Annotated in this window: 13 protein-coding genes; 9 read left to right on the forward strand and 4 right to left on the reverse strand. The window is 38.6% G+C overall.

Annotated features, from left to right (window positions below):
• Positions 1–118 precede the first annotated feature (118 nt).
• Positions 119–841, forward strand: coding sequence for an NRDE family protein (locus tag ACNI3T_RS10385; protein ID WP_418227728.1), 723 nt, complete (start codon positions 119–121; stop codon positions 839–841).
• Here the strand turns inward: ACNI3T_RS10385 and apaG are convergent.
• From apaG to ACNI3T_RS10400, 3 genes are read right to left on the reverse strand one after another with little or no spacing between them, the layout of a single operon-like run.
• Positions 822–1,208 carry a Co2+/Mg2+ efflux protein ApaG gene (apaG, locus tag ACNI3T_RS10390; protein ID WP_026914360.1) on the reverse strand — a complete coding sequence of 129 codons (387 nt, stop codon included), beginning with the start codon at positions 1,206–1,208 and terminating at the stop codon, positions 822–824. The two genes, ACNI3T_RS10385 and apaG, sit on opposite strands and share 20 nt — an antisense overlap.
• A 5-nt stretch (positions 1,209–1,213) precedes the next feature.
• On the reverse strand, positions 1,214–2,308 hold the full coding sequence (locus ACNI3T_RS10395; protein WP_418227729.1) for a DUF3667 domain-containing protein: 1,095 nt from the start codon (positions 2,306–2,308) through the stop codon (positions 1,214–1,216).
• 9 nt (positions 2,309–2,317) lie between these two features.
• Positions 2,318–3,568 carry a type IX secretion system plug protein gene (locus tag ACNI3T_RS10400; protein WP_472272583.1) on the reverse strand — a complete coding sequence of 417 codons (1,251 nt, stop codon included), beginning with the start codon at positions 3,566–3,568 and terminating at the stop codon, positions 2,318–2,320.
• A 161-nt stretch (positions 3,569–3,729) separates the two neighbouring features.
• Between ACNI3T_RS10400 and ACNI3T_RS10405 the strand changes: the two genes are divergently transcribed.
• The 8 genes from ACNI3T_RS10405 to ACNI3T_RS10440 are packed head-to-tail and all read left to right on the forward strand — an operon-like array spanning position 3,730 to position 11,131.
• The gene (locus ACNI3T_RS10405; protein ID WP_418227731.1) at positions 3,730–5,073 is read left to right on the forward strand and encodes a Na(+)-translocating NADH-quinone reductase subunit A; all 1,344 of its coding nucleotides are present in this window, start codon (positions 3,730–3,732) and stop codon (positions 5,071–5,073) included.
• Positions 5,074–5,086: 13 nt separating this feature from the next.
• Positions 5,087–6,277: an NADH:ubiquinone reductase (Na(+)-transporting) subunit B gene (locus ACNI3T_RS10410; protein WP_322300948.1), complete on the forward strand. Its 1,191-nt coding sequence runs from the start codon at positions 5,087–5,089 to the stop codon at positions 6,275–6,277.
• Positions 6,278–6,279: 2 nt separating this feature from the next.
• The gene (locus ACNI3T_RS10415; protein ID WP_322300947.1) at positions 6,280–7,023 is read left to right on the forward strand and encodes a Na(+)-translocating NADH-quinone reductase subunit C; all 744 of its coding nucleotides are present in this window, start codon (positions 6,280–6,282) and stop codon (positions 7,021–7,023) included.
• 2 nt (positions 7,024–7,025) lie between these two features.
• Positions 7,026–7,772, forward strand: coding sequence for an NADH:ubiquinone reductase (Na(+)-transporting) subunit D (locus ACNI3T_RS10420; RefSeq protein WP_322300946.1), 747 nt, complete (start codon positions 7,026–7,028; stop codon positions 7,770–7,772).
• 29 nt (positions 7,773–7,801) lie between these two features.
• The gene (gene nqrE / locus ACNI3T_RS10425; protein ID WP_322300945.1) at positions 7,802–8,416 is read left to right on the forward strand and encodes an NADH:ubiquinone reductase (Na(+)-transporting) subunit E; all 615 of its coding nucleotides are present in this window, start codon (positions 7,802–7,804) and stop codon (positions 8,414–8,416) included.
• Positions 8,417–8,431: 15 nt separating this feature from the next.
• Positions 8,432–9,718: an NADH:ubiquinone reductase (Na(+)-transporting) subunit F gene (nqrF, locus tag ACNI3T_RS10430; RefSeq protein WP_322300944.1), complete on the forward strand. Its 1,287-nt coding sequence runs from the start codon at positions 8,432–8,434 to the stop codon at positions 9,716–9,718.
• A 42-nt stretch (positions 9,719–9,760) separates the two neighbouring features.
• On the forward strand, positions 9,761–10,117 hold the full coding sequence (locus ACNI3T_RS10435) for a Na(+)-translocating NADH-quinone reductase subunit F (protein ID WP_418227732.1): 357 nt from the start codon (positions 9,761–9,763) through the stop codon (positions 10,115–10,117).
• Positions 10,118–11,131 (forward strand): FAD:protein FMN transferase, encoded by a 1,014-nt coding sequence (locus ACNI3T_RS10440; protein WP_418227733.1) that lies wholly within the window; start codon positions 10,118–10,120, stop codon positions 11,129–11,131.
• A gap of 4 nt (positions 11,132–11,135) precedes the next feature.
• On the opposite strand, the gene ACNI3T_RS10445 is transcribed toward ACNI3T_RS10440, so the two are convergent.
• Complete coding sequence (locus tag ACNI3T_RS10445) at positions 11,136–11,900, reverse strand: class I SAM-dependent methyltransferase (protein ID WP_418227734.1); 765 nt, start codon at positions 11,898–11,900, stop codon at positions 11,136–11,138.
• Positions 11,901–11,969: the final 69 nt, after the last annotated feature.

The raw sequence follows: 11,969 nt of genomic DNA on the forward strand, positions 1-11,969 counted from the left end.
CGTTTATTTCTAATTCCGATAAAGGTAAAAAAATTAAGTTGCGCACAATAACATCTGGCTTGCCTTTACTTAAGCTTAACTTTTTTTGTACATTTCCTTAAAATTTTGATTTTAAAGCATGTGCACAGTTACTTTAGTCCCCCGTCCTGAGTCTATGTCTGGCTTTGTATTAACTTCTAACCGGGATGAATCGGTTGGTCGAGAAACCCTTTCACCTGCATGGGAACGCTTTGAAGGTGTAAGACAATATTTCCCAAAAGATAAACAGGCAGGAGGCACCTGGCTGGGAGTTAGTGAGCACTCCAGGTGTATATGTCTTATGAATGGAGCTGAAAAACCTCACGAACGCAAACCTGAGTACCGAAAAAGTAGGGGAGTGGTTGTTAAAGAATTTCTTGCAGCGTGTAGATTACGATCATATCTAAACAAATATAATTTCGAAGGCATTGAACCATTTACTATGATCATTGTAGAATGGCATGATGGCTTATGCTTTCAGCAACTGGTGTGGGATGGAAAAAATTATAAACACGAATATATTCCTATAACTCAACATATCTGGTCATCATCTCCGCTCTATTCTGAAGCAATGAAGAAAAAGCGAAAACAGTGGTTTGAAGAAGTAAGCGCTGAAGGTTATACAGCCGAGAGTCTATTAAAATTTCACAAAAGTGCAGGTGAGGGCAATAAGGAATACGGATTGATCATAGACCGTGGATTTCTGAAAACTCAAAGTATATCACAGGTTGTAAATGGCTCTGATGGGATTCATTTTTCATATCAAAATTTAATAAATAAAGATACTTCTGAAGAATACCTTACTAGTTTAAAGCAAAGGTAGCAGCAAGTCTGAAGGGTGGGATTCTTACCTGAAATTCATTCGTAGTTGTGAAATTGATCATATTATAGTATCCGGACATGGATCCAATGGGTGCGGTAAGTAAGCAACCACTTTGGTACGTATGACTTTCACCTGGTTTCAAAACAGGTTTTTTTCCAATCACTCCTTCTCCTGAAACATATTCGATTTCACTCAAAGCATCTTTGATCTCCCAGAATCTGGATTTTAACTGAACAGAATCGTTACTCTGGTTTTCAATAGTTATCTGGTAGGCAAAAGCATACTTCAGCTGGAAGTCCTTATAGAACTTACCTTCGAATCTGGTTTCCACAGAAATCTTAATACCTTTTGTAACCTGTTGAATCATGTGTTTCAATAAATTGAAAAAGACGCGAGTAATGATATTATTGCAGCGACTGTGGCTAATGTAAAGAATATAAGGTTCAGGAGTAGAAACTTTAAAATCGTTTTAACACGTTTCTGTCCGTAGAAAAAACGCATGGCTTTGTATAAATAGAATAGAAACACAAGATTTGCCAGCGTTGTTAGTATTTCCCATTTGAAAATAATTTCTAATATTAGCGCGAAACTGTAGAGTACGAAAAAAACTGTTTGTACATGGAATGCAAAGATGAGGTGCTCCATATAATTAAAGTCTCTTCTTAAATACAGTAGCCAGATAAATAATGCGAATACTGGCAAAAAGATGAAAATGATAAAAGGCAACTTCCCTATAAAGTAATTTATAAATAGCGCTGGGTCTTTTGAAAAGGTTCCTGCATCAACTGCCTTCTTATAAAGCCAGAGATTGTAATTGGTTTGCTCGTGCTTTAAACTATCCAGCGCCCGGGAAGCGGTGAAAATTCCTGTTTCATCCTGGTAAGCATAGTATAGATCTGCTTTTTTGGCAAAAGCATTCATAAAGTTCATGCTGTCAAGTTCTTGCTGACTCACAAGCTTTTCAGTATAAGTTTCAGTAAAAACATTATTCTGGATGCTGTCCAAACCAACATCATCGCTGGTCAAAACTTTATTAATGGAATCCATAGAAGCCTCGCTCAATTCCTTGCGGTCGAGTTTTGAAAGCAAGTTTTCATCCCGATCCTGTCGTCCAAAACTTTCGCTAGGATCCAGGCTAAGGCTAAAGATCAGAAAGAATATAATTGAAACACTCAGGTAGAACCTGAAGGGATTTGCGTACCTCGTCCTCTTTCCTTCCACATAATCTTTTGAAATTTTTCCTGGCCTGAAAAGGAGTATTCTTAAAGTTCTCTGAAACCTGGAATCATAGGCAAATACTCCTGAAAAAAATTCATTAAACAGATCTGAAAAACTAAGTTTTTTAGTGGTATTTAATTGTCCGCAATTGGGACAAAAGCGGTCGTTTTTATCTAAAGGCAATTCGCAGTTTAGACAATGCTGACCTCTATACTGGTAAGTTTCAATCCTATTTTCGATATCTGGCATATAAACAGCTTAATTACGAATGTTTCTTGAATTCGCTCCTCCTGCACCAATCAATCTGTCATAGCGTGCTCCCGGGCTTCTATAATAAGCCAGGATCGTATAATTGTTCTCAGTTTCATCATAGTTTCCACTAATAGCTCCGTCTTCAATGCCGTCTGGACCTGTTACCACATATTTGTAGTTATAATACCCTTGCTTAAACAATCTCGCTAATTCATAATAGCCACTCTCCTTATTATATTCGAGCTTTGTGCTTTCGTCCAGTTGAAAGTTATTGAACCCACCATAAAGATGGATCTGTTTCCCGTCAAGCGGATCATAATTTCGTAAAGTAAATCTCATCCATACATAATCGGCTTCCAGGTCTGAATCTTCTGCAAGCACATTTCTTACCACAAAACCTCCATTAATATCAGGATTGTACGTGTATGGCTGCCCGTCCCTGGTGATGTCCATAAAAAGATAATGAACATATAGCTGTTGCGTGTCAACCTTGACAATATCAGCATTGGTGACTCTTATTTCTTTATTGTCAAACTGAAGAAATTCGTTGCCACCCCAAAAGGAAGATTCAGTATCATAGCGATAGATGAGTTCGTTGGCAATGGTATATTGCGGTTTAAGATCTGTAATCGCAGTTTTTAAATTAAAATTCTGAATGAGGCTCACCTTGACATTCCTGTCAGGATTTTTCAGAAGCAGATCTGGTGAATTAATACTGAAGTTTACAATTTGCTTTTCATCGATAAACTGAAGGTTTCTGGCTCTTTTTACTTCCGCAGTAATTTGAGCTACAGGTTCGTAAACCATAAATTTTCGCGAGAATACCTTCTCTTTTTGCGCATTATAGACACTAATTATATAATTGCCCGAAACTTTAAGTCCACGTACATTTTTATTCGGAATTTCAAGCTCGTAATGAGTATAGGGTTGTAAGGTGTTTAGTGAATTTCGGTAATTGATGATTCTAACATCATCAAAACCTTCGAGATATTCATTTTTAGTAAGTTGAGAAGGAGTCCAGTCGAAATTGTAATGTTCGATCGTGTAATAGTAATCGGCTTCATCCCCAATGATATCATCAAAACTTAATTGAAGGTTGGCACCCAATCGAATGATGGGATTTCCTTTATTTTCTACGGAATCTCCCTGGAAAATAATGGTTCTAATAAACGGAGGTGGCAAGGTTTCTCTAACAACCTGCCCATAAATATTCGACTGGAGCAAGCAAAACGTAAAGATTATAAGAAAGCCTTTCATAAAGTTTGAGTAAATAGCAAAGTTAATAGAAATAAGCATTTTGCATCCATTTAATTTAACAGTTGACCAAAGTAAAATTCTGACATTTCTTGGGATAAATGGAGTGAAAATTCTTAAATTTGCCCGACTTTAAACTAAAAATTTAACATACACTCCATCCTATGTCAAAAGACATTCGAATTAAAAGAGGATTATCTCTGCGATTAGAAGGGGCGGCGGAAAAAGAGCTTGTAAAGGCTCCGAGATCCAAAACTTACGCGATCAAACCGCCAGATTTTCACACTGTTGTGCCAAAAATGGTAGTAAAAGAAGGAGCTAAGCTTCTTGCAGGTGATGAGATTTTCTATTCGAAATATACCGAGGAAATTCGCTTTACAACGCCAGTTAGTGGTGTTCTTAAAGAAATCAAAAGAGGTGACAAAAGAAGGATCCTCGAAATAATCATCGAGGCAGATCCTGAAAACACTTATCGTGAATTCAAAAAACTGGATCCTGCTAAAGCTGATGTAAAGGATGTTCGTGAACTTCTTCTTGAAAGTGGTTGCGGTGCTTTTATTAATCAAAGACCATACGACATTGTAGCGGATCCCAAGGATACTCCGAAGGCAATTTTTATTTCTGCGGTAACAACTGCACCTCTGGCGGCAGATAAAGGTTTTATCATTAAAGACAAGATTGCTGCATTCCAGGCGGGAATTGATGCTTTAAGAAAACTTACACCTGGTAAAGTTCATCTTTCTGTAGATGATTCTTCAGCTGAGTATCTAAAAGGAATTCAGGGTGTTGAACTTCATCATGTAAAAGGAGCTCATCCTGCAGGTAACGTAGGTGTTCAAATTCATAAGCTTGACCCTATCAATAGAGGAGAGCGTGTTTGGACTGTAGGAGTAGAGGACGTGGCAATTATTGGTAATGTTTTTCTAACCGGGGAATATCGTGCTGAGCGTACGGTTGCTGTGGTTGGAAGTGAAGCTGAAAACAGAAAATATTATCAAACGATTATTGGTGCTAATGTTGCAGATCTTATTGGTCAGGCTGCAGAAGGTACTCGTATAATCTCTGGTGATGTGTTCACAGGAACTCAGTTGAGCAATAATCAGTATTTAGGCTTCTTTGAGAACGAGCTTACGCTGATTCCTGAAGGTGACAATTACCGAATCTTTGGATGGTTGCCATTTACCTATAACAACATACATTCACATTCCAGAACTTCATTGTCCTGGTTATTTCCGAACAAAAAATACACTCCAACCACGAATTTGAATGGTGAAGAGCGTGCATTGGTGGTAACTGGTGAAATGGAAGAGGTTTTACCAATGGATATCTATCCAATGCAGCTTATCAAAGCATGTATGGCTGGTGATATCGAGAAAATGGAAAATCTCGGGATCTACGAGGTAGCTCCTGAAGATTTCGCAACGGTAGAATACGTGAACACTTCCAAGATTGAGATTCAGGAAGTAATAAGATTAGGTCTTGATTTAATGATTACCGAAGTAGGTTAAAAAGCTGAAGAATATGGAATGGATTAGACAGAGATTAGATAAAATGAAACAGCCTTTTAGCAAAGGCGAGAAGTACGAGAAATATGCTCCTGCAGTAAATGCATTAGATACTTTCTTATTTACTCCAAATCATACTACACAAAAAGGAGCGCATATTCGTGATGCAGTGGATCTTAAGAGAACTATGATTACCGTGGTAATCGCTCTTGTTCCAGCTCTTTTGTTTGGATTCTGGAATGGTGGATATCAATATCTTCACCAATTGCCAGAGTATGCGAACGGTGTACCTTTTATAGATGCTTTCCTGCATGGTGCTGGAAAGATCTTACCAATGATCGCAGTATCGTATGCTGTAGGTCTGGGAATTGAATTCGCATTTGCGATCTTTAGAGGACATGAAGTGAACGAAGGTTACCTGGTAACTGGTTTGCTTATTCCTATGATCATGCCAATTGATATTCCGCTATGGATGGTGGCACTTTCAGTAGTGTTCGCGGTTCTAATTGGGAAAGAAGCTTTTGGTGGTACTGGAATGAATATTCTGAATCCTGCACTTACGGCACGTGCATTTGCCTTCTTCGCTTACCCGACTTACATGTCTGGAAACAGTGTTTGGGTTAGTAATGCGTATGAAGTAGATGCAGTGACTGGTGAAACGATTCTTGGAAATCTTGCAGCTGGAAATGAGGCAGGTTATACACCGCTAGATATGTTCTCTGGAATGATCCCGGGATCTATTGCTGAAACTTCAGCGATCTGTATTCTGGCAGGTGCATTGCTACTTGTATTAAGTAAAGTAGGTAGCTGGAGAATTATACTAAGTGCATTCATTGGAGCTGCAGTGATGGGATTGATCTTCAATGCGCTACCATCTTTAGGTATTGAAGGTAATAACTTAACGAATTTCCCATGGTATCTTCACCTTATTGTTGGTGGTCTTGCTTTCGGTATTGTCTTTATGGCAACAGATCCGGTTTCAGCAGCACAAACAATGAAAGGTAAGTGGATATATGGATTCCTTGTTGGATTTATTTCAGTAATGATTAGAGTATTCAACCCGGCATATCCCGAAGGTGTAATGTTAGGTATTCTACTTATGAATGTTTTCGCACCAACGATCGATCACTACGTGGTAGAATCTAATGTGAAGAGAAGAAAGAAAAGACTTAAAAATGCTAACCCTCAAGTAGAAACAGCAGTTTAGTTATGGAACAAAAATCAGTTAATAAGACGAATAGCAATGGCTATACCTTCATGTTCTCTGTGATCATGGTTGTTGTAGTTGCCGCTGTACTTGCCTTTGCCGCTATCTCTCTCCAGCCAACACAAATGGAGAATGTGCGTAAAGAGAAAATGCAGAATATCCTTTCTACCGTTGGGATTACTACCGACAGAGATGGTGCAAAAGAGCTATATGATAAGTATATCGTAGAAGAAGTAGCTATCACTGAAGATGGTACTGTAGACGAATCTGTAGACGCATTTCAAGTTGATCTGGCAAAAGAGATTAAAAAAGATGTTGCAGAACAGGTTTTTCCACTTTATGTAGCTGAAGTTGAAGGTTCCAGATATTATATCGTTCCTCTAAGAGGAAACGGACTTTGGAATGCGATCTTTGGATATATTTCTTTAAAAGATGATATCAACACGGTAAAAGGTGCAACCTTTGACCACCTTGGAGAAACTCCGGGACTTGGTGCAGAAATTACAAAACAATGGTTTAAAGAGAAATTTGCTGATGAAAAGATCTTTGATTCCAATGGTAATCTTGTAGGAGTTTCTGTAGTCAAAGGAAATATTGATGTTTCAGATAAGGACGATAATCAGGTAGATGCAATTTCAGGAGCAACGATCACAGGTGATGGTGTTTCTGATATGATCTCAGAAAGATTAAAGCGTTATTTACCTTATTTCGAGCAGCAAAAAGGATTTAAAGTAGCAACTAGATAGATATGGCTAAAGAGAAAAAATTCAACTCTGCTAAAGAGGAAGAAAAGAAACGGGAAATGATCCTTTTCCTTTCAAATTCTGAAGAAAGGGAGCATTTTCTTTCAAAAGGAAATAGGAAATTACTTTCCGATCCATTAGATGACAATAACCCTATTACCGTTCAGGTACTGGGAATTTGTTCTGCACTGGCAATTACCGTGCAGTTGGAACCGGCAGTAGTAATGGCAATTGCTGTAATGGTAGTAATGGCATTTAGTAACATGATCGTTTCTATGCTAAGAAACCTGATCCCAAGTAGGATCAGGATCATTGTTCAACTGGTTGTTGTTGCTTCCCTTGTAATTCTGGTAAGTGAGATCTTAAAAGCCTATGCTTTTGATGTAAGCAAGCAATTGTCGGTTTTCGTTGGTCTTATTATTACGAACTGTATTGTAATGGGGCGTTTGGAAGCCTTTGCTCTTGGGAACGGAATTTACAAGTCCTTTCTTGACGGTATTGGTAATGCTGCAGGTTATGGTTTAATTCTGGTTGTGGTAGCTTTCTTTAGAGAATTACTTGGATCTGGAAAACTTTTTGGCTTCGAGGTATTAGGACATAAAGGAGCGACGTTGGCTGAGTCTACTGGACTGTATGCTTTAGGATATGAAAATAACGGTTTGATGCTACTCTCTCCAATGGCACTTATAGTGGTTGGATTGATCATCTGGGTACAACGTGCTAGAAATCGTAAACTAATCGAACAAAACTAATAGCTGTACAGCAAAAAAGTATATAAAGAATGGAATTAGTTAATCTATTTGTAAGAAGTATTTTCATAGAGAATATGATATTTGCCTACTTCCTGGGAATGTGTTCCTACCTGGCGGTATCTAAAACTGTAAAAACAGCTGTTGGTTTAGGTGCTGCTGTGATCTTCGTACTGGCGATCACTGTGCCTATCAACTTTCTACTGGATAATTATCTTTTGAAGCCTGGAGCACTTTCCTGGCTTGGAGCTGAATATGCAAATGTGGATCTAAGCTTCCTGAGTTTTATCATGTTCATTGCGGTAATCGCATCCATGGTACAGCTTGTGGAAATGATTGTTGAAAAATTTGCTCCGGCTCTGTACGGTGCACTTGGTATTTTCCTTCCACTTATTGCAGTAAACTGTGCGATCCTAGGAGGTTCACTTTTTATGCAGCAAAAAGATTTTGGAGGAATTTCAGAAGCGATCACTTATGGGCTTGGTAGTGGAATAGGATGGTTCCTTGCTATCCTTGCCATTGCGGCCATCAGGGAAAAAATTGCATACTCAAATGTTCCTGCACCATTAAAAGGTCTTGGTATCACGTTTATCATCACCGGACTAATGGCACTTGGATTCATGAGTTTTATGGGAATTAAATTATAATCGTAAAAGAAGATTATGACAGTTATAATAGCTAGTGTAGTAGTATTCTTAGTCTTGATTTTGTTATTGGTATCAATGCTCTTAGGAGCTAAGGCCAAATTATCACCATCGGGACCTGTGACAATCAACGTCAACAACGAAAAAGATATAGAAGTAGGTTCAGGTGGAACCTTGCTATCCACTCTTGGAGATAATAAATTGTTCCTTCCTTCTGCCTGTGGTGGTGGTGGAACTTGTATCCAGTGTAAATGTATCGTTGAAGATGGTGGTGGAGCAATTCTTCCTACGGAAGAACCACACTTTACCAGAAAGGAAATTGCAAATGGATGGAGACTTGGTTGCCAGGTAAAGGTAAAGCAGGACATGAAAATAACCATTCCTGAAGAAGTTTTCGGTATTAAGAAATGGGATGCAACCGTAGTAAGAAACTACAACGTAGCCTCATTCATTAAGGAGTTCGTAGTAGAGATTCCTGAACCAATGGACTACAAAGCCGGAGGTTATATTCAAATTGAAATTCCTAAAACGGAAGTGAAATTTGAAGATATGGATATTACTGCTCACCCTGAAGAACATGATGATCCAAATAAATTTAAAGATGAGTGGGACAAGTTTAAATTATGGCCACTGGTAATGAAGAACCCTGAACTGGTTGAAAGAGCCTACTCAATGGCGTCTTATCCAGCAGAAGGCCGTGAGATCATGTTAAATGTACGTATTGCCACTCCACCCTTCGATCGTGCAAAAGACGATTGGATGGATGTGAACCCTGGAGTCGCTTCTTCCTATATCTTTAGCTTGAAGAAAGGTGATAAAGTAGTTATTTCCGGACCTTATGGTGAATTTTTCATCAATGAAAGCGATTCAGAAATGCTTTATGTAGGTGGTGGAGCCGGTATGGCACCAATGAGATCTCACTTATATCACTTATTCAGAACTTTGAAAACCGGTAGAAAAGTAACTTACTGGTACGGTGGTAGATCTAAAAGAGAATTGTTCTATACAGAACACTTTAGAGCACTAGAAAGAGATTTCCCGAATTTCAAATTTTATCTGGCACTTTCTGAGCCAATGGAAGAAGATAACTGGAAAGTTAAATCGAATCTTGATGACGAAGGAGATGGATTTGTAGGCTTTATACACCAGGTTGTAATAGATAATTATCTTTCTCACCATGAAGAGCCGGAAGATATCGAGCTATATTTCTGTGGTCCACCATTGATGAACAAAGCAGTTCAGAAAATGGGTGAAGACTTCGGTATGCCACCTGAGAACATCAGATTTGATGACTTTGGAGGATAGTAATTATAATCCCGCTTCGGCGGGATTTTTTTATCTTTGTATATGCCAAAATTAGACGAACAGGAACTACATAACCTCGCGATGAATATCGTTGGTAAGGATCTCGAGGATAACGGGTATGAATTCTTAGGGGTCAATAGCAAACTAAGACGAAATCCACAGTTTGTAGCTCTGAAGGATACAAAATTGCATTTTGTCATTGTAAGAGCTATTGAATATCCAGATGACCCAACGGCTTTTGATCCTGCTTTCATGAAAGATATAAAGGAACATGCCGAAAAATTTAACGCCAAAACTTTTTATGCTGGTGTAGGACTGGCTAATTCTTCAGATTATGATAAACCGGTCTCTAATGAGGAAGATTATATTGTAAACTATTCTGGCTGGAAAGAATTTTAGATGTATCGTATTTCAATATTTCTCATTTCTGTTTTAACTCTGGTTTCTTGCGATTCTAAGAGTGGACTGGACATCGCCTCTTTTAGAGGTGAAGCTTTAGGAACGACCTATTCAGTTCAATACTTTTCTGAAGAGGAGCTTGAGTTCACTAAATCTATGGACAGTATTGTGGAATTTATCAATGGATCCATGAGTACATATCAACAGGATTCCGATATTTCCATGGTCAATCGGGGTGATTCTAGTGTAACCGTAGATCAACATTTTATTAAGGTTTTCGAGGCTTCACAAAAAATTTATTCTGAAAGCAATGGTTTTTTTGATCCAACAGTAGGGGTTCTGGTCAATGCTTACGGTTTTGGTCCTGGCAAACCTGTAACCGATCTTTATGCAGAGCTACTCGATTCCCTGAACCAACTGGTGGGTCTTAATAAAGTAAGGATCAATGAAGACCAGACTGTCTTCAAAGAGAATCCAGACGTTTACCTGGATTTTAATGCGATTGCCAAAGGATATACTATAGATCTTATTGGGCAGTACCTTGAAAATAATGGGGTATCAAATTATTTGATCGAGTTGGGTGGTGAACTAAAAGCCAAGGGTAAAAATAAATCATCTGGTAAAGAATGGTTGGTGGGAATTGATCATCCATTACAGGAAGGTACTCAAAGACAGTTCAATGCAAAGGTCATGCTTAAAGACGCTGCTATGGCAACATCTGGAAATTATAGAAAGTACCGGGTGGACTCTATTACGGGAGAGCGCTTTGTGCATACTGTGAATCCAATAACTGGTTTTGCTGAAAAGAGCAATTTGTTAAGTGCTTCTGTAATAGCTGAAAATTGTATGATGGCAGATGGCTATGCTACAGCTCTTATGGCTATGGGTCTGGATAGATCTGCTAGTATGCTGAAGGAACTAAAATCTATAGAAGTGTATCTAATCTATTCCGATGAAAATGGAGCTATCAAAACTTACGTAACACCAGGATTTAAATCTAATCTGGTGGAATAATAATTCATTTGCTGCAAACTGGTAATATTTCTCCTTTCGCAAGTCTGTATTTATCTAACTCTTTTCTAATCAAGTCTTTACTCAGATCTACTTCCTTTACTTCAAAGCCTACCTCCCTTAACTTCTGAAAATAGTCTCTACCGTAGATCCTGACATGATCATACTGTCCAAATATTTTGGCCCTTTGCTTGGGATCAGTAATAGTATCATCCTGAAAGGTCACAGCTCTATTCAGGTCCTGGGGTATTTGAAGGATCGCCGTACCGCCTGGTTTCAAAACTCTGTACAATTCTTTCATTGCCTTAAAATCGTCCGGGATATGTTCCAGAACGTGATTACAGAGAATAAAATCATAGCTGGAATCAGCGAAGGGTAGATCACATATATCAGCTTTGACATCTGCCAGCGGTGAATTTAGATCTGTAGTTGTATACTCAAGATTTTTCAATCTCCGGAAGCGTTTATAAAAAGCCTGTTCCGGTGCGAAGTGGAGTACTTTACGCTTTTTTGTAAAGAAGTCTGTGTGCTGCTGAAGGTATATCCAAAGTAGGCGATGCCTTTCCAAAGATAGAGTGGAAGGGGAGAGAACATTTTCTCTCTGATCTTCATATCCATATGGAAGAAATTTTCGGAAACTGCTACCGTCAATTGGATCAGTATATCGGTTGCCTTTAAGATAAATCTTTAAAAACGGCCTTATCAAGTAACTGGCTCTAATAAGTACAGGCCTGGGAATACTGTTTAAGGCCAGTTTAAAAAGATTGCTCATTGGCTATACTTCGATATCTCCCCAGTTTTCGCCCGATTTGATACGATATAGCTGCATTTCGGATACACC

Origin of the sequence: Christiangramia qingdaonensis, from assembly GCF_048381525.1 — a bacterium.
GTDB lineage: Bacteria > Bacteroidota > Bacteroidia > Flavobacteriales > Flavobacteriaceae > Christiangramia.